We start from the raw sequence: 18,920 nt of genomic DNA, 5'->3' as shown, positions 1-18,920 counted from the left end.
AAAAATTATTTCAGCATAACTATTTTGTGACCACTAAACACAAACCTGCGCCGACAGGCAAAATGCTACTCATATAATCCGGATCTTTTTTAATTAAGGCTATAAATCGATTTACTTCTGCCGCATGGGATATCACATTATCGACAACTAAAACCCCACCTTTAGGCTTCATTAGGCGTTTTAAATCTGGCCAATAATTTTCATATGCATCGCGTTCAGCATCTAACAAAATAAAATCAAATTTTTCCTGAGCTGCTTTTAAGTAATCGGCTGCATCTCCTACCCAAAATTGAACAATTTCACTGAGCTCTAACTCAGCTACATGACGTTTTGCCTCTGCACTTCGCTTTGCATCAATTTCAACTGTAATGACTTGCCCACCAGTCGCTTGGGCAGCTTCGGCAAGCCACAAAGTTGAATAGCCTGTTGAAGTGCCAATTTCCAAAATAGACTTGGCTTGCTGCATACGAATAAGCTGGGAAATTAGCTGAGCAGATTCTACTTCTATATTACGATATCGTTGTAAACGATCGGATTGCTGTGAGTCATGCTGTTTAAAGGTGTCATATAAATCAGCAACTCTTTGTAAGAAAATAGTATTTGGCATCTATTTTACTCCTTCTTTATATGACAGCCGTTTTATTTAAGTACTTTGTATTAATTTAAAACGCGGTACGACGCTACCATCACTCATTTGCACGGTTTCAGTAAACATATCAAGTGGTCGAACCCAAGTTGAATAATCACCATATAAACATTGATAAACGACCAATTCCTCTTCAGTTTCACTGTGTTTTGCTACAGAAAAAACTTGATAGAGATTACCTTTATAATGCTGATAAATGCCGCGTTGCAATGACATGAAAGTACCTTTTAATGTTATGACATAAAATCTTTACAGCCATATAACATATATAAATTTTCAAACACTTTCACTTTAAAATACTGCAAAACTAAAAATGAAATTAAGATGCTCTTTTGCACTTTCTTAACTTACGCGTTGTTGCATACCAACATTCAAAAAAACGATTAAATTCATAAAAACATACTGTTTTACCTATTCATTGTTTTAACGTACTATGCATCTATTGAAAGAATTTGGATGCATTGGAGTAAAAAACAGATGTTAGATCAAAACATTAAAACTCAATTAAAAGCTTACCTAGAACGTTTAGAAAGTCCAATCGAATTAGTTGCTGCTTTAGATGAATCAGATAAAGCTGCTCAAATTAAAGAATTAGTAACTGAAATCGCTGAGCTTTCTGACAAGGTAACAGCCCGTTTTGACGGTAATAATACACGTCGCCCAAGCTTTGGTGTGGCTAAAGCAGGTGAACAACCTCGTGTGTTCTTCGCAGGCTTACCAATGGGTCATGAGTTTACGTCTTTGATCTTGGCTCTGTTACAAGTGTCTGGCTATGCACCTAAAGTATCGGATGAAGTTTTAAATCAGATTAAAGGCTTAAACCTCAAAGCTAACTTTGATGTATTCGTATCATTAAGCTGTCATAACTGTCCGGACGTGGTACAGGCACTTAACCTGATTGCCATTTATAACCCGAACACCACGGCAACCATGATTGATGGTGCATTCTTCCAAGACGAAGTGGAACAACGCAAAATCATGGCTGTACCGATGGTCTTCCAGGACAATGAACACATTGGTCAAGGTCGTATGACGCTTGAAGAGATTGTGGCAAAACTTGATACCAATTCAGCTGAAAAAGACGCAGCAGCACTCAATGCCAAAGATGCGTTTGATGTATTGGTGATTGGTGGTGGACCTGCGGGTGCAACAGCTGCAATCTATGCGGCACGTAAAGGCATTAACACAGGTATCGTGGCTGAACGCTTTGGTGGTCAGGTCATGGATACCATGGACATTGAAAACTTCACTTCTGTGCAAAAAACACAAGGTCCTAAGTTTGCTGCTGAAATGGAAGCACATGTTCGTGAATACGATGTGGATATCATGAACCTGCAACGTGTCAGCAAAATCACGGGTGCAGACCAAACAGCAAATGGCTTGGTTGAAGTTGAACTTGAAAACGGTGCAAAACTTGAATCGAAAACTGTGATCCTTTCAACAGGGGCACGTTGGAGAGAAATGAATGTACCGGGTGAAGCTGAATACCGTACCCGTGGTGTTGCTTACTGCCCACACTGTGATGGTCCATTGTTCAAAGGCAAACGTGTTGCCGTGATTGGTGGCGGTAACTCAGGTGTTGAAGCGGCGATTGACCTTGCAGGTATTGTTGAGCATGTAACTCTGGTTGAGTTTGACACTAAACTTCGTGCTGACCAAGTCTTGCAAAACAAATTGCATAGCTTGCCAAACACCACAGTGATTATGAATGCGTTAAGTACAGAAGTGTTAGGCGACGGTTCACAAGTAACCGGTCTTAAATATAAAGACCGTGCAACTGATGAAGAGCATGTGGTAGAGCTTGCAGGGATCTTTGTACAGATTGGTTTACTTCCAAACACTGACTTCTTAAAAGACAGTGAGGTTGAGTTAACCAACCGTGGCGAGATCATTGTTAATGACCGCAACGAAACCAATGTAAAAGGTGTATTTGCTGCAGGTGACTGTACCACTGTACCGTACAAGCAGATCATTATTGCTACAGGTGAAGGCGCTAAAGCATCACTCTCTGCGTTTGATTACATCATTCGTTCTGGGCAGTAAAACTGGTCAAATCACTATCATTTAATTCAAGCCTAGCATTACAAAATGCTAGGCTTTTTTAATACGAGAGTTACAACTTTTTAACAATTTTTGATCTTTATTAATCAGTTACTTTATGTTTATATTTTAGACATCCATAATTTTGGATGCCATGAATTAGAAGGAAAAACACAATGAATAAATTACTTGTTGCTTTAGGTCTTGCTGCGACTGTTGCCCTTGTTGGTTGTAATAAAGATAAAGCTCCAGAAACTGGTGCTACTACAGGTGAACACTTAGAAAATGCTGCTCAACAAGCAACAGCAGATATCAAATCTGCTGGTGATCAAGCTGCGAGCGATATTGCAACTGCAACAGACAACGCTTCAGCTAAAATTGATGCTGCTGCTGACCACGCTGCTGATGCGACTGCTAAAGCTGCAGCTGAAACAGAAGCTACTGCACGTAAAGCGACTGCTGATACAGCTCAAGCTGTTGAAAATGCAGCTGCTGATGTGAAAAAAGATGCTCAACACTAATTCGCTTTAGCATTAAAAAAGCCCCTATTGCTTAGGGGCTTTTTTAATGCTTTTGAAAATTGCTTATGAAATTAAACCTTCATCACGCATTGCAATTTGTACTGACTGACGTTCTGCAACTTTATTACGTAAGGCAATAATATGTTTATATGGCGTTAAATCATGCTCAATTGAGTTTGACCAATTTGTTAAAACAAATAAATACGCATCTGCTGGACCAAAATTATCATTTACCAAATAGTCATAATCCGACTCAGCCAAATAATTATCGATATATTTTAAAAGACGGTCGATTTCAGCATAAGCTTTGGTTTTTTCATCATTTGTTAACGCTGCCCCAAAAAATACCGCGTATGCATCATGCAGTTCAGAATTTAAATAGCCCAACCATTCTAATACTTTCGCACGGCCTAAGCCCGAAGGAGGAATCAAATCTTGTTTAGGGTCGTGCTGAGCAAGGAAAGGTAAAATCGCTACGTTTTCAGTTAAAATTAATCCCGGATTAATTTCTAAAGCTGGTACATATCCCTTTGGGTTAATTTCATAATAATCTGCACCTTTTTCTGTTTTATGTGTTTTTAAATTTACTCGTTCTAAATCAAAATCAACATTAATTTCATTTAAAATAATATGTGCAGCTAAAGAACATGCGCCTGGCGAATAATATAATTTCATATCTGATCCTTGTTATCTCACATTAACGTTTTAAATTGGTTCTAAAAAACCTGCAAGGTTTGTACAATTCCTTAATTGTAAAAAAGCGTAAATTTATAAATTACTTACACTACCTAATATTCTTGAAAAAGTTTTCCCTTGCAAGTTGTCTTGCGTGACGATTGTTTAAAATATGATAAAACACATTCACATCATGCATTTTTACCCTTAACTACGTTTAAAAAGCTGGCTAATCCATTCCATTAATTGAGATAAGAAATCGAAAATTGGACTTTTCTGGTTATCATTTGGCTGATTCGAGTCTTTGCCATTTAAATCTAGATCGACAATCACAGGGTCATGGTCCGAAGAACGATAGGCATCTTCACCATAGAACAAAGCTTTTTGCTCATCAGTTTTATATTCTTCGTTGTAATCTAGAACCGTCGGCTCGTCAGCATTAATATGCCAAGCAAAAGTACGAACTACTTTTGGATATAAATCTGCATCAGCAATAGCATGGTCTAAGTTACCCGCTCCACCATTACCATTTGCATCACTTGCCACACCAAAAACATAACTGTACGCCTGAGCGCCTTGCCCAACTTTAGCGTCATTGAGTAAGACTTTATAATTGGCTTTTTCAAATGCCAAAATCGGCGCCTCTTTTGCATAACTGTTCATGTCTCCAACGAGTAAAGCATTTTGCTTAGGCACTTGCGTTGGATTTTTTGCTAGCCACTGCACAATTTGATCAACTGCTTTTACACGGGTTGGATTCCAGCATCCCTGACCATCATTTTGATCGGCATCAGAAGAGTTAGCATCTACTCCACTACACCCTTTTGATTTCAAATGGTTTGGAATAACGGTAAATGTTTTATTACCACGGACAGCTTGGAACGTTTGAGCTAAGGTCGTTCTGTTTTTATCACCTAAATCAAGCACAACAGCTTTATTTAAAGGCTTCACACGCTTACTGTTATAGATAATCGCAACAGCAATAACATCATTACCTAAACGATCCAGATTTTCAGGAATAACATATTTCCAGTCTGGACCTAGTGCACTCGTTAAATGAGCAATCGCGCTGTTTGGGCCATAGCCATTGTTGGCAATTTCCATTAATCCGTAAACGTCAGCATCAATCGATTTGAGTGCACTCACAATTTTACGGTGCTGTTTATCAAACTCTGCTTGTGTGTTTGCACCACGCTGTGTTGGGAAACCTGTTGCACCATTGTCATAGTTCAAGACATTAAATGAAGCTACACGAATATGATTGGCATTTTTTGTAATGACACTCTGGCGTGGATTTGTTTGAGTAACAACTTCTGGTTGCGTACGTCCAAGCACTGGTTGTACGCGCCAACCGTTAAAACGATATTCTAAAACCCCTTCGATATTTTTAAGCTGATAGCCTGAACGCAATGTATTGGCAGCACTAAAATTTGTAGGTAACCATGGCGTACGGTTTTGGTTGTTATAACCATCATCAAAAATAATTTTAGATAATAAATTTTTCTGAGCTAGAGCTTTAGCTTCAGGAGATAGCGCTGGATATAAATTGGTTGGAATATATAAGCGACCTAAACTTAACGATAACTCACCATAACGACCATAATTATAATTCTCACTCACCGTTAAAGTCTGAGGCAATTTCACCAACATGCCTTGATAACGCTGCGGAGAATGGGTTGAACCGCCTGTTAAGCTCGAAAATGGTAGTTCAAGGCTAATTGGCTGAACCTGATTTGCCATATTGCTATTACAGGTTTGAATATCTTGTTGTAATTGGTCAATCTGTAGCTGATTTTGATAGCTGGTTAAACGGCCACGTAAAATAACCTCATCACCAATTTGTCCACCTTTCACCGTACTACTATTCGGAATATAAACAAAAATGGCATTGCTCACATTTGCACGTGCTTTCGTATCAGGTGTTTGAACATAAAAACCTGAGAAACCATTTGCATAACGATAGTCGGCAGTAATTACCCCACGCACGGTATAAGTCTGGTTTTGTGCTGATGTTGCTAAATCGGCAATTGGTGTATCTGAGCTTGAACAGCTGACCGTTTCAATAGGAGGCTGAGTAGTAGTACCTGATAGATTTGTAAAATCATTTCGGTTTGCCCATGCTGTCCATGAATGGTCCAAATCAAATGCCGCTGTCGGATCAATACTCAAAGCTGGATTTTCAGTTTCAATACGTTTAAAGCTATTTCCCAAGCTTGAAACGGCAGTTCCCCATCCTGCCTCAGGTTGCTCCCCAATACGGCCAAAACGATCTACAGGTGTGCCTTTATAAACAAGCACAACTGCATCATCCCCATTAAAAGACAATGCAGCCACTTGATTTACTTTATTGCCAAGTTCTGTCTGTAACTCTGAACGCCCCACCAAAAATTTTTGTTTACTTGCAAGTGTACCTTGTAAACGGAAAGTGGCTGTTTTCGCAGTCCCACCATTATTAAATTGTTGAATTTCATAATCAGCCAAGTTAACGGTAGTACCATCCGGGTTATAAATTTCTAACCCTTTTTTATTACTGCTACCATCAACATACTGGCTAAACATGAGCTGTGCCTGAGCAACAGAACTATATGAAAATGCACCTAATGCACTTAAAAAAACCGAAAGTGTTTTTAATTGAAAAGTTTTCATGAGTAAAAATGTTCATGTGAGTTTTAATTAGCCTCTTAGCTTAAATATTGATCATGACATCTACATGAAGAAAAACACCGAAACATTTGACTTGACCACCTGAAGACTTAAAATACCGCATTTGAATTTCAATATTGCCAAGGTTATGTCGATCGATCAGTTAGAAACGCAAATTGCAGAATTGGACAATTTGCCTGAACACCGTGAAATTGTGACGTTTATGCGTCGTTCAGCCCCACTCAATACGTCTCAACGCACGGCTTTAGAACAACATCGCGATTTAATTTTGGAATATCCCGTGGGTGACTTACGTCAGCACTTCGAGCATCCAGAGCGCCCTTTAACAGTTGAAATCGGTTTCGGTATGGGCCGTTCTTTAGTACTTATGGCTAAAGCGAACCCTGAACGCAACTATGTGGGTATTGAAGTCCATGTACCGGGCATTGCTCAATGTGTCTATGAAGCAGGTATGGCAGAGCTTAAAAATTTACGAGTACTCGATGCTGACGCAATTCAAGTACTACGTGAAATGCCTGACAACAGTATCAACTGCGTACAACTTTACTTCCCAGACCCTTGGCAAAAAAAACGTCATTTCAAACGCCGCTTCGTTATTCATGAACGTATGCAATTGGTTGAACAAAAACTTGAGCTTGGTGGCACATTCCACGCTGCAACAGACTGGGAACCGTATGCTGAGTGGATGTTAGATGTTTTAGACAACCGTCCAAACCTTGAAAACTTGGCGGGTAAAGGCAACAGCTATCCTAGACCAGAATGGCGCCCAGTAACTAAGTTTGAACGCCGTGGCATTGAGTCAGGTCATAAGATTAATGACTTTATCTTTAAGAAGATTAAGTAAGAAACAGGGCTTAGTAACAAACTAGGCCCTTTTCATTTCAATATTAAAAATTAAATAAACCTATAACTTATCTTGTCCATTTTTCTGACTAATTAAAGATTGCCAATTGAACTCAATCTCGTTATTTATAGAAAAGGTACTTGCCATACGTAAGCATCCGGCTAACACAGCCTTACCAAGCGGTCCTATAAGCCTTAATTTAGTTCCCACCTAAAAACAAGTGGGGACTTAATCCATGAACATGGATATATATTCAGCAACACCTCCTGTTGCTAAAAAACGCAGAACATACAGCAAAGAATTCAAACTCAGTATTGTCAATGCCTGTAAAAATCCTAATACCTCGATCGCTTCGGTCGCACTGCAACATAGTATTAATGCCAACCTTGTCAGTCGTTGGATCAGGATCTTCAGCCATCATGAGGGTGCCGTGCAGGATCCTACTCATGTGAATCCAGCATTTATTGCTTTGCCTTACACTGCTGCAATCAGCCAACCTATTGATGAGAGGATCACGTTGTGTATCACCGTGCCTCATACGAATAATGATATTCAGCTAAAATGGCAGACATCAGAAATACCTGCCTTGGCAGAATTACTCAAGGCACTGGCAACATGATCCGTATCAATGAAATTTGGCTCTCTACCCAGCCCATGGATATGCGAGCAGGAATGGATACTGTCATGGCTCAGGTGGTGAGAGCCTTTGGCTACATCAAACCGCATTGCGCCTACCTGTTCTGTAATAAACGTGGTCATCGTATGAAAGTGTTGGTACATGATGGACTGGGCATCTGGCTGTGTGCCCGGCGTTTGGAACAGGGTAAATTTCACTGGGCTCAAGTTCACCAAGGTGAAACCGTGGCCCTCAGCCCGGAACAGTTACAGGCATTAATCCAAGGTTTGCCCTGGCAGAGAATTGGATTGCAGCAAGTGGTGAATATGCTCTAAACCAAGCTCGACCATTCTGCCATCCTCCAAACGTTCTATTTCATTCTCTTCATGACCTCAGGCATACTGCGGTCATGAATACGCTGCCTGACTTAAGCCAACTGACCCATGAACAACTGCTGGAATTCACCAGACAGTTGGCGATGCAGCATCAGTCTCTAGCACAATCAAACCAACAATTGGATGCCAAAGTTCAACATCTTTCTATTCTCAATCAAAAATACGAGCATGAACTGGCGCTGTTTAAAAAGCACAAATTCGCCCAAAAGAATGAACACTTAACGGCAAAACAAATCCACCTATGGGATGAAGCGGTTGAAGAAGATATTGCTGCTGTTGATCTGGAATTAGAACGATTAAATGCAGATAAAACCGATGCAGCGACACAGAAAGCCAAAACCAATAAACCTAAACGTCGACCACTGCCAGATCATCTACACACCATCCGTATTGAGCATGAACCTGCATCAACCCAATGCACTTGTGGATGCCAACTCCGTCGTATCGGCGAAGATGTCAGTGAGAAACTGCATTTCAGACCGGCACAGTTCTATAAGGAACAGCATGTGCGTGGTAAATGGGTCTGTGATCAGTGTGACACTCTGACTCAGCAAGCGATGCCCGCCTATGTGATTGATAAAGGCATTGCTTCACCTGAATTGCTCAGCCATGTGCTGGTATCGAAGTATGCCGATCATTTGCCGCTGTACCGTCAACGTCTGATCTATCAGCGGGCGGGAATCGAACTTTCTAGATCAACTTTATCTGACTGGATAGGTCGCTGCGGTGTAGAACTGGAACCTCTGGCCAATGCCTTAAAAGAGGTGGTGCTGCAACAGCGGGTGCTGCATGCAGATGAAACACCGGTCACCATCATGCGGATGGGTGAGAATGAGAAAAAACCGAAGAAAGGTTATGTCTGGGCCTATGCCACCACACAGTACAATCCAGTTCAGGCGGTGATCTATGACTTTCAGGATAGTCGTTCAGGCCAGCATGCTGCAGAGTTCTTGAAAGGCTGGCAGGGCAATCTAGTCTGTGATGATTACAGTGGTTATAAAGCACGCTTTAAATCAGGCCAGGTCATAGAGGTCGGCTGCATGGCCCATGCACGTCGTAAATTCCATGAACTGCATGTGACCGGGAAAAGTCAGGTCGCTGAACAGGCATTGGTGCTGATTCAGAAACTGTATGCGATAGAAGCAGAACTCAGGAAAAAGACCGATGGTACAGCGGAAGACCGCCGCGAATACCGACAACAGCATAGTCAACCAGTGATGCAACAACTATATGAATGGCTCAACCAACATCATCTGACAGTGCCATCGAGTTCTCCCACCGCCAAGGCCATCAATTACACTCTGAAGCGTTGGCCAGCCTTAAGCCGCTATCTGGATGATGGCAATCTACCGATATGCAACAATTGGGTAGAGAATCAGATGCGTCCCTGGGCGTTGGGGCGCAAGAACTGGCTGTTTGCAGGTTCGCTGCGCAGTGGTCAGCGAGCGGCAAACATCATGACTTTAATCCAGTCAGCAAAGCTGAATGGGCTGGATCCGTATGCCTATTTAAGTGATGTGCTGAAAAGGTTACCGACACATAAAGTGACCCAGATTGAAGAGTTACTGCCGCACTGCTGGAAACCTAAATCGAATTAAAAAATAGGTATGGGATTCAGCGGACGCTTACTGCCATACTAAAAAATACTAAGGACAACACATGTTAAAAATCTTAGGGCGTGATAATTCTATTAATGTTCGCAAAGTCTTATGGCTATGTGACGAATTAAATCTTACATATGAGAGAGAAGATTGGGGTATAGGCTTCCGCTCCGCTCAATCTCCTGAATTTTTGGAATTAAATCCAAATGGACAAATTCCAGTGATTTTAGATGGCGACTTAGTCCTTTGGCAGTCGAATAGCATTATACGTTATCTAGCAAATGCTTATGATAAAAATCATATACTCTACCCAACTCAAGCTAAACAAAGAGCTATTATTGACCAGTGGGTTGATTGGCAAGCTATAGAACTGAATAACAGTTGGACTTATGCATTTATGTCGCTCATTCGACATTCAGCCCTTCATCAGGACCCGAATTTGTTACAACAAGGTATTGATCAGTGGAATAAACAAATGCAGATTCTCGATCAACAACTTGCAAAAACTCAAGCCTATGTTGCAGGTACTGAGTTTACCCTAGCTGATATACCAATTGGGCTGTCTGTACAACGCTGGAAAGCAACTCCTTTTGACCATCCAGCGCTTAAACATGTCGACCAATATTTTGAACGTTTAAATCAGCGTAAAGGCTTTTTAAAATGGGGCAATAACGGTCAACCTTAACCTCTTAAAATTAAGATGAGTGATGGCGCTTTACGATGCCATCACTTAAAAGTTGATAAACCTGTTTTAAATCATCTCGATTTGCTTGGGCTAATAAGCTTTGATGCATTACCAAGATATTCTGATCTCCCCGCATTGCAGGTCCTGTTTGCATTTGCTTTGGATCATTTTCAGTAGCTTTTTTTGCTGTTTCCAGAATTAATGGGTAAAGCAAGCCAAAGTCGACCTGCTCTGCATCTACAACTTGCTTTGCCATATCAAAACAATAATTACTAAAATTACAGGCAAACACGGCTGCCAAATGCAAAGTTAAACGTTGTTTGGAGGTATATTGATATACACGCTTACTTAGGCTATTTGCTAAATCAGAAAGTATGACTAAATCGTCTTTATTGGTCGCCTCTACAAATAATGGTGTGGCTTGCCAATCAACGTCTCTTTCAAGACTGAACGTTTGCAAAGGATAAAACACCCCTGCTTTTTCATGAATATTACTGATGACTTGAATGTCTGTGCTACCCGAGGTATGGACCATAAGCGTTTCTGGGAATATCTCATGTACCTGCGTTGCAAGTTCAGTAATAGCACTGTCTGAAACAGCTAGAATAATTAAATCGCTTGGTTGAAACTCTTGAAGAGACTGACATGCTTTCGCTTGAATTTGCTCTGCAAACTTCTTAGTTTTCTCAAAATCACGTGCATAGACTTGTGCGATGTGATGACCTTGAGCCAACAGTGCCTTTGCCAAATGGAAGGCAACACGCCCACTCCCTAACAAACTAATTTTCATGCCAACCTAACAATATTTATTTCTATAAAAAAAGCTTCTCAAAATGAGAAGCTTTTTTCAAATTAGAATTCAATAAAATCTGTTTTTTATTGAGCTACTGAAAACTCAATACGACGGTTTTTAAAGCGTCCTTCTTCAGTCGTATTGTCTGCAACTGGCTGTTCTGAACCATGGCCTTTAGCAACCAGTTTAGAAGCATCCACTCCTTTAGAAACTAAATAATCTACTACTGCTTGAGCACGTCTTTGAGAAAGCGCTTTATTAGCAGCGGCATTCCCTGTTGAGTCGGTGTGACCACCTACATCTAATTTAACACCAGACACTTTATTTAAAAGGGTTGCTGCTTGATCAAGAATAGCTTTGTTATCTGCAGGTATGTCACTTGAGCCACTCGCAAAGTTAATAATTTGTAAATTAAGTGCTTTAACTAGTGCGTTTACATCTACATTGTTCGGGTCAATTGCAGTTAAGGCTGTTTGTGAAGCACTTAAACTATTGCTTACAGACTGTTCAGCTGTTTCTGGCGCTGCGGCAACAACTTCGGTATGTGGAACAAGTGCTTTTACTTTAGCAGTTAACGCTTCTAACGCTGCAGCATCACCTGCTTTCAATGTAATCTTGTCACCCACCCATTCTAAAGAAGCGTTTGGAATACCTTTTAATGCACCCAACACGCCTGCTAAAGCATCCTTATCGGTAAAAGCAGCCGCATAAGTTTGACTTGTATCAACATCACAATCTTTAGTAGCTGAAAAGACTTGTTTAACTTGAGTTTGTAAAGTCGCCAAGAAACCTTGATCGCCAATTCCAGCCTGACACTGGCTCACAGCACCTTTATCATCGGTGCTTAAAGTTAAAGTAGCTGGAGCAGCCGCGGCCTCTACACCGCTTGCAGCTTTAGTTTCAGGTGCAGGTGTAGCTTCTTTATGCTGGCAAGAGCGCCACAACCAAGCAATTAATAACCCAAGAATAATGAGCGCAATAATGGGTAAAAAACCACGAGATTTGCCCGTAGTCTCTGTTGCTGCTGCAAGTGGCGGTGCTGTCGATGAAGTTACAGAAGATAAACCAGCTCCAATACCTAATGGAGCTAATAAGCCCACGGCCCATCCTGGTAAATATGAACGGATCGTTTCAGCATACTGACGTAAATAGTTCACAATACTTTGTTGATCATTTCCGGCAACGTCAGAAATTGCATTAAGGCTCGGTTTTAATGCGCTATTGAGGGTATTTTCGATTTCATTATTTGGTGCTGTACCGCTTAAATGGGTAAGCACAGTATTCTTAATTTGCTCATTATGAGAAAAAAGATCGGATAATGACGGAGCCAAACTGTTTTTCAATTGTCCTATAAGATCAGGTTTAGCAGCTAATAATGAAAGTAGAATTGGATAAAACTTAGATAAAGCGTTTGTTTTTTCGCCGAGGTATCCATCCTGATTATTTAATATTGTTGAAGATACTTTTTCTTTAAGCAGTTCTATAGGGTTTATCGACATTGGTTATTCTCCCGAATCTTATACGTCGTAACCAGCAACTTTTTGATTATTCAAATACTTCTCTTTGCTGATAGTTTTTTATTCTAATGCGCTCGAAATCTTTTGTTGTTTTTTAAATAATTTATATACAATTTTCCATCTAGTATTTACAAAACAGGTAGATCTTTATGATCTACCTGTTTATATTTTATATCGGCATTTTGCTGCTTAAAATTAAACAGCAAAAGTCTGTAAGACTTTACCTGTAAGCTTTTGACCCAGTAAAGGGGTGTTTTTCCCTTGAGATAAAATAGTGTCTTTACTTACAGTCCAGCTTAACTCAGGATCTACCAACACCCACCCTGCTTCAGCTTGCCAACGTGCTGTCATATTTGCTACCTGTGCAGGAGCACTTGTCACTTTAGTTACCCATTCTAAAGGTTCAAATAAACCTTCATTAATGAGCTGAATACCCAAAGCCACATAAGTATCAAATGCAGTAATACCCGGTTGGGTCTCTGCAAATGGAGCCATTTTAGCTGAACTGCTTAAAGGCTCATGGTGGGTACAGATTGCATCAATTACACCTTGTTTTAAACCTTGGCGTAAAAGCTCTTTATCTTGCTCAGAACGTAATGGTGGACGAACATGTGCAAGTGAATTGAAGCCATCAATTAGTTGCTCAGTTAAATGTAACTGATGCATTGCTACATCGGCAGTAACCGGTAAACCTTTTGCTTTTGCAGCACGAATTAATTCGACCGAAGCGCCACAAGACAACAAACCAAAGTGAGCTTTGACACCTGTCGCTTCAATCATAAGCAGATATTTTGCAATCGCTACGGTTTCTGCAATTGCAGGAATCATTGGTAAACCTTGACGTGATGCAATAAAGCCTTCATGAGCACAACCATCTTTAGCAAGTTGTGGCTCTTCAGCATAGAAAACGACGGTTAAACCAAGACCCGCGGCGTACTCTAATGTACGAACAACAACATCGTCATTTTCAAAAGCAGCATTCGCATTTGAAACAGCAGTACAGCCACCCTTTTTAAGGCCTGCCATATTTGCTGGTTGCTTACCATTTAGACCTTGAGTCTGGGCACCGATGATATGCATGTGAATACCACCATCATGCCAAGCTTTTTCAATTAAGCCGTGAATGAGCGCACCGTTGTCTTGTACAATCGGCTTTGAGTCTGGCGGCGTAATGACGTGCAAAATACCATTAGCACGTGCAGCTTTACCTTCTGATTTCAACGTTCCATGCTGCTGCTGACCTGGTTCACGCAAACGTGCACACAAATCAACCATAGTTGGCATTAACCATTTACCCTGACCATCAATAGTTTGTTCAACCTGATCGACTGGGGCAATGAGCTTACCATCTTGAAGATATACAGTTTGTACGCTGTCTGTTTTTTGGATTGGGTCTAACACACGTACATTTTCAATTTTTACAATACTCATGTGATCCATTCCTTACAACGCAATCGCTTCAATTAAACCTTGTTCTTGGAGTTGCCCTTGCATAGACAACGCTAGCACAGCCATACGAACTGCAATACCGTTAGTGACCTGTTTTAAAATCACTGACTGTTCGCCATCAGCAATACTCGAATCAATTTCTACACCACGGTTCATTGGTCCCGGATGCATAACAATACAGTCCGGTTTAGCCAAGCTAAGGCGCTCTTTGTTTAAACCGTACATTCTGTAAAATTCAGATTGTGAAGATAATGCTGGTGAATCGATACGTTCATTTTGAATACGTAAAGCAATAATCACATCACAACCGGTAATGCCTTCATCCATGTTATTGAACAAACGAACATGGTCGCCATATTCTGAAAAACCAACCGGTAATAAGGTGTTCGGCGCAATCACACGGATATCTTTACATCCGAGTGTTTGAAGTGCAGCTACATCTGAACGCGCAACGCGAGAGTGTTTAATGTCACCAATAATGGCAACACTCAAGTCTTCAAATGGTTTTTTCGTCTCACGGCGAATAGTGAGCATATCGAGCATCGCTTGCGTTGGATGGGCATGACGTCCATCTCCGGCATTAATAATTGCGACTTTCGGACATACATCTTTAGCAATGAAATGTGCAGCACCTGAAGATGAATGACGTACAACAAAAATATCGGCAGCCATTGCTTCGAGGTTCCAAAGCGTATCTCGTAAAGTCTCACCTTTTGACGTGCTTGAACGTGCAATATCAATGTTCAATACATTGGCAGACAAACGTTTTGCTGCTGCTTCAAAAGTAGTACGAGTACGGGTGGAGTTTTCAAAGAAGAGATTCATAACCGTCCGACCTTCTAAAAGCGGGCGGTTAATTAAATTATTATTATCATCTAAAAAGCTTTGCGCGGTATCTAAAATCTTAGTGAGGTTTTCTTTTGAAAGGCCCTCAATCGTTAAAAAATGTTTTAAATTTCCGTCTTGATTGAGCTGAACCTGGCTCGGTTGATGCAACGCTGCAATATGCATAATGGATTCCTATGGGTCGAATCGCGAAAACGTGCATAGTGTAGCTGAATTCCGTTCTTTTCGCAGAAGAACTTTACAGAATAAGGCCCTAAATTGACCAGAAAATTTAGAGCCGTGCTCAGATTACCTTAAAGCACCAATATAATGATGTGGAACTTGTGCCCGATAAATGTCTTCGGCTGTGATTTCTGATTCTTCACTAGTTTGAATACTTACTGTCATTTCTTTTTGAGACTGCTCTGGTATTGAATCAGTCAATACCATTAATCGTTCAACACAGCGTTTTAATTCGTCATCTTCTGCTTCTAGTGCCAGTGCAATTACATATTTTGCATAGTCTTTATTTTGAACAAAGTACATTGCATCTATCACCCGTCCCGTTACTCTGCGCATACGCACATAAATTTGAGTAGCTAGTGTGAAAGCTTCTGCATTCGCTATAAAACCATTCCCCATCATATCTTTCATTTATATTCCCCTATGTATTCAAATCATGAAATTGGTTAAAAACCATCAATAATGATTAATTAAATAAGTTTTATTTCGAAAGATTTAGCAAAATACATACCAGTTTTTATATTTTAAGCTTTAAAAATCAATTTATTGGTTGCCAAGTGATAGGTTGCAATAATTTAAAAACTTTTAGACACCAAAATACGTTAAACTTTGCATCGTTAATATTTATATGTTTTGGTCAATCGAGTTTATGAATACCTCTTTACGTTTAAACCACTATTGGATTACTTGTGCTGATGGTTTAGAAACCCTCTTACAAGAAGAAATAGAACAGCTTGGCACCAAAGTGACAGAACGTAAAGCAGGACGTTTAATCATTGAAGGAACGCTTGAACATGCTTACCGTATTTGCATGTGGTCACGTCTTGCTTCACGTGTTTTACTTCCAATTCATACTTATGAACTTGAACGTACCCACGATGCGCGTGATGTAGCAGAAGAGCTTTATGAAGGTGCAATTAGTTTTGATTGGTCACTTATTTTTGCACCACAAAGTACCTTTGCAATTCGCTTACATGCAGAGCGTGAAATTAAGGTAAATACGCAGTTTGCAACCCTCCGTGTAAAAGACGGTGTTGTTGATTCCTTTATGGAAGCTGTAGGTCGCCGCCCAAGTATTGATACCAAACAACCAGAAATTACATTATATGTGCTTGCGGGCAAAACCGAGCATACCTACTGTCTAGATTTATCTGGTGATTCATTACATAAACGCGGCTACCGTCGTTTCATGACAGATGCGCCAATTAAAGAAAACCTCGCAGCAGCAATTTTGCAAAAAGCCAAGCTTCAGGAACGTAACCCGGAAATTGTACTTGATCCAATGTGTGGTTCAGGCACATTTATTATTGAAGCGTTAATGATTTTAACTGATCGTGCGCCGGGTCTTGTACGTCGTTTTGGTTTTAATGGCTGGCATGGTCATGACCGTGAACTCTGGCTTTCACTCAAAGCCGAAGCAGCAGAGCGTCATGAAAAAGCACTTGAACAACCTTTACCTAAGTTTTATGCATACGATGCTGACTGGGAAGCTGTAAAAGCAACACGCGAAAACATTATTGCAGCAGGTTTTGAAAAGCTACTAGGCGATATTCAAATTGAAGAGCGTACTTTAGCAGACTGGCCAGATTTCGGTGCTGAAAATAAAACTGCTTTTATCGTTACCAACCCCCCGTATGGTGAGCGCTTAGGTGACAAAGCTTCTAACCGTTCTCTTTACTTAGGCTTATCTGCCCTCTTACAAAAGAACTTCCCAAATCAATATGCAGCAATTATTGCCGCACAAATTGAACAAGCCGATGTTTTAGCATTTGAAGCACCAGAAACATTACGCTTAATGAATGGTAAATTACCGATTTATGTTCGTTTCGGTACAGTTAAACCTGAAAAAGTCACTCAACCATTCTTGGCAAACTGGCAAGCTCAACCTGTTGAAATGGAAGAAGCTCAAGACTTTGCTAACCGTTTGCAAAAGAACATGACTGCCTTGAAAAAATGGGCAACCAAAGAAAATATCTATTGCTTACGTTTATACGATGCAGACCTCCCTGACTTTAACCTTGCTGTAGACTTATACGGCGACCGTTTACATGTTCAGGAATATGCACCACCTAAAAAGATTGATCCTGAAAAAGCAAAAAAACGTTTTAACTTAGCGCTTGCTGCTATTCGTGCGGTAACAGGATTAAATCGCGATGCAATCTTTATTAAAACACGTGCGCGTCAAACTGGTACTAATCAGTACACCAAACAAAGTACAGCCAATAAACGTTTCATCGTTCAAGAAGGTAAAGCTAAAATTTTAGTGAACCTAACTGACTACCTCGATACAGGTTTGTTCCTTGACCACCGTCAAATGCGTTTACGTATTGCAAAAGAAGCACGTGGTAAGCACTTCTTAAATCTTTATAGTTATACCTCGACAGCCAGCTTACACGCGGCTTTAGGCGGCGCTGCAAGTACAACCAGTGTAGATTTATCTAATACTTACTTGAGCTGGTCAAAAGAAAACTTCGTTTTAAACGGTTTAACGGTAGATCATGCAGACGAACAGCATATGTTCTTTGCAAGTGACTGTTTTGAATGGTTAAAAGAAGGTCATGAACAATACGATCTTATTTTTATTGACCCGCCAACATTCTCTAACTCTAAAAAGTTCCACGGTACTTTTGATGTGCAGCGCGATCACGTCTCTTTGATTAAACGTGCAATGAACCGCTTAACAAGTGAAGGTACACTTTACTTCTCAAATAATTATCGTGGTTTTGAGATGGATGAAGAGATCGAGGCTTTATATGACGTTGAAGAAATTACTTCTGAAACGATTGGACCCGATTTTAAACGTAATAAAAAAATCCACCGTGCATGGAAAATTCAGCATCCTGGATTAAGTTAATCTGAATTTGAAAAAGGAAGTTATCATTACTTCACGGTAATGATAACTTCACCATGTACATTCTTTGACTCAAAATCATAACGCGTAAATCGATCAGCTCTTTCTGGCAGAGCAACCATTTCTAATTTTTTCTTCTCTTTTCCATCAATGACCTGATTTTGCTTTTGTTCTTGATAAGGCGATAACACACTTGTGCGCAGTGAATTCCATCGAACCTGCTGTAAATAGTTATCCCCTAGTGTTTGCCGAACTTGACGTTGCTCTATTTCTGGCTTCTTCGCATCATCTTGAGCTTTCGCAATAATTACGGGTAGAGCTGCCGTTACTGCTCCTGTTTGAGTTGCAAGCGCACTTTCATTCATAGGCTGTGCAGCCCATAGATTCGTCGGTAATACCACTATACAACTTAAAATTCCCAGCACACACCCTTGCTTATTGTTCATCATGTTCATCCTAAAATTGTTATTGTTTGTTATATCGAATCAAACTAACAAGTTTTTAACCTTGTCGCAATGTTATAAAGAAACTTCCCGATAATTAGCATTGATCATT

General features: G+C 40.3%; 18 protein-coding genes. 8 read left to right on the top strand and 10 right to left on the bottom strand.

Features of this window, described 5'->3' with window-relative positions; genetic code table 11:
- Window positions 1-19: 19 nt before the first annotated feature.
- Both EGS71_RS19675 and EGS71_RS19670 read right to left on the bottom strand, forming a co-directional pair.
- Window positions 20-607 (bottom strand): O-methyltransferase, encoded by a 588-nt coding sequence (locus EGS71_RS19675; protein WP_001133993.1) that lies wholly within the window; start codon window positions 605-607, stop codon window positions 20-22.
- 36 nt (window positions 608-643) lie between these two features.
- Window positions 644-862, bottom strand: a complete 219-nt coding sequence (locus tag EGS71_RS19670; protein WP_000058246.1) for a DUF1653 domain-containing protein — start codon at window positions 860-862, stop codon at window positions 644-646.
- A gap of 261 nt (window positions 863-1,123) precedes the next feature.
- Between EGS71_RS19670 and ahpF the strand changes: the two genes are divergently transcribed.
- The gene (ahpF, locus tag EGS71_RS19665) at window positions 1,124-2,689 is read left to right on the top strand and encodes an alkyl hydroperoxide reductase subunit F (protein WP_000886806.1); all 1,566 of its coding nucleotides are present in this window, start codon (window positions 1,124-1,126) and stop codon (window positions 2,687-2,689) included.
- A gap of 173 nt (window positions 2,690-2,862) precedes the next feature.
- Window positions 2,863-3,207: a hypothetical protein gene (locus EGS71_RS19660; protein ID WP_001037895.1), complete on the top strand. Its 345-nt coding sequence runs from the start codon at window positions 2,863-2,865 to the stop codon at window positions 3,205-3,207.
- Window positions 3,208-3,270: 63 nt separating this feature from the next.
- Here the strand turns inward: EGS71_RS19660 and EGS71_RS19655 are convergent, their stop codons facing one another.
- Both EGS71_RS19655 and EGS71_RS19650 read right to left on the bottom strand, forming a co-directional pair.
- Window positions 3,271-3,882: a glutathione binding-like protein gene (locus tag EGS71_RS19655; RefSeq protein WP_000781337.1), complete on the bottom strand. Its 612-nt coding sequence runs from the start codon at window positions 3,880-3,882 to the stop codon at window positions 3,271-3,273.
- A 207-nt stretch (window positions 3,883-4,089) separates the two neighbouring features.
- On the bottom strand, window positions 4,090-6,528 hold the full coding sequence (locus tag EGS71_RS19650; RefSeq protein ID WP_000847230.1) for an ExeM/NucH family extracellular endonuclease: 2,439 nt from the start codon (window positions 6,526-6,528) through the stop codon (window positions 4,090-4,092).
- Window positions 6,529-6,673: 145 nt separating this feature from the next.
- Here EGS71_RS19650 and trmB point away from each other — a divergent pair, with 145 nt between their 5' ends.
- The 5 genes from trmB to EGS71_RS19625 all read left to right on the top strand — a co-directional run bounded on the left by trmB (window position 6,674) and on the right by EGS71_RS19625 (window position 10,687).
- A complete protein-coding gene (gene trmB / locus EGS71_RS19645) occupies window positions 6,674-7,390 on the top strand; it encodes a tRNA (guanosine(46)-N7)-methyltransferase TrmB (RefSeq protein ID WP_000020860.1) in 717 nt (238 codons plus the stop codon).
- Between the two features lie 235 nt (window positions 7,391-7,625).
- Complete coding sequence (locus tag EGS71_RS19640; protein ID WP_001055589.1) at window positions 7,626-8,009, top strand: transposase; 384 nt, start codon at window positions 7,626-7,628, stop codon at window positions 8,007-8,009.
- Window positions 8,006-8,341 (top strand): IS66 family insertion sequence element accessory protein TnpB, encoded by a 336-nt coding sequence (gene tnpB, locus EGS71_RS19635; RefSeq protein WP_000619347.1) that lies wholly within the window; start codon window positions 8,006-8,008, stop codon window positions 8,339-8,341. The genes EGS71_RS19640 and tnpB overlap by 4 nt, the downstream gene beginning before the upstream one ends.
- A gap of 74 nt (window positions 8,342-8,415) precedes the next feature.
- Window positions 8,416-9,999: an IS66-like element ISAba25 family transposase gene (locus EGS71_RS19630; protein ID WP_001094424.1), complete on the top strand. Its 1,584-nt coding sequence runs from the start codon at window positions 8,416-8,418 to the stop codon at window positions 9,997-9,999.
- A 61-nt stretch (window positions 10,000-10,060) separates the two neighbouring features.
- Window positions 10,061-10,687 carry a glutathione S-transferase family protein gene (locus EGS71_RS19625; RefSeq protein ID WP_000912920.1) on the top strand — a complete coding sequence of 209 codons (627 nt, stop codon included), beginning with the start codon at window positions 10,061-10,063 and terminating at the stop codon, window positions 10,685-10,687.
- 10 nt (window positions 10,688-10,697) lie between these two features.
- Here EGS71_RS19625 and EGS71_RS19620 read toward each other — a convergent pair whose 3' ends face one another.
- The 5 genes from EGS71_RS19620 to EGS71_RS19600 all read right to left on the bottom strand — a co-directional run bounded on the left by EGS71_RS19620 (window position 10,698) and on the right by EGS71_RS19600 (window position 15,925).
- Window positions 10,698-11,477: a Rossmann-like and DUF2520 domain-containing protein gene (locus EGS71_RS19620; RefSeq protein ID WP_000703552.1), complete on the bottom strand. Its 780-nt coding sequence runs from the start codon at window positions 11,475-11,477 to the stop codon at window positions 10,698-10,700.
- 86 nt (window positions 11,478-11,563) lie between these two features.
- Entirely contained in the window at window positions 11,564-12,979 is a 1,416-nt protein-coding gene (locus EGS71_RS19615; RefSeq protein WP_000026493.1) for an OmpA family protein, read from the bottom strand.
- Window positions 12,980-13,192: 213 nt separating this feature from the next.
- The gene (locus EGS71_RS19610) at window positions 13,193-14,428 is read right to left on the bottom strand and encodes a dihydroorotase (RefSeq protein WP_000029356.1); all 1,236 of its coding nucleotides are present in this window, start codon (window positions 14,426-14,428) and stop codon (window positions 13,193-13,195) included.
- Between the two features lie 12 nt (window positions 14,429-14,440).
- On the bottom strand, window positions 14,441-15,457 hold the full coding sequence (locus tag EGS71_RS19605) for an aspartate carbamoyltransferase catalytic subunit (protein ID WP_000546639.1): 1,017 nt from the start codon (window positions 15,455-15,457) through the stop codon (window positions 14,441-14,443).
- 123 nt (window positions 15,458-15,580) lie between these two features.
- Complete coding sequence (locus EGS71_RS19600) at window positions 15,581-15,925, bottom strand: hypothetical protein (protein WP_000654260.1); 345 nt, start codon at window positions 15,923-15,925, stop codon at window positions 15,581-15,583.
- A gap of 238 nt (window positions 15,926-16,163) precedes the next feature.
- Between EGS71_RS19600 and rlmKL the strand changes: the two genes are divergently transcribed.
- On the top strand, window positions 16,164-18,368 hold the full coding sequence (gene rlmKL / locus EGS71_RS19595) for a bifunctional 23S rRNA (guanine(2069)-N(7))-methyltransferase RlmK/23S rRNA (guanine(2445)-N(2))-methyltransferase RlmL (RefSeq protein ID WP_002011361.1): 2,205 nt from the start codon (window positions 16,164-16,166) through the stop codon (window positions 18,366-18,368).
- Between the two features lie 26 nt (window positions 18,369-18,394).
- Here rlmKL and EGS71_RS19590 read toward each other — a convergent pair whose 3' ends face one another.
- Window positions 18,395-18,811 (bottom strand): hypothetical protein, encoded by a 417-nt coding sequence (locus EGS71_RS19590; RefSeq protein WP_001060743.1) that lies wholly within the window; start codon window positions 18,809-18,811, stop codon window positions 18,395-18,397.
- Window positions 18,812-18,920 lie beyond the last annotated feature (109 nt).

It is taken from the genome of Acinetobacter sp. FDAARGOS_559 (genome assembly GCF_003940475.1).
Lineage (GTDB): Bacteria > Pseudomonadota > Gammaproteobacteria > Pseudomonadales > Moraxellaceae > Acinetobacter > Acinetobacter baumannii.
This window is presented reverse-complemented; position numbering and strand designations above follow the sequence as displayed.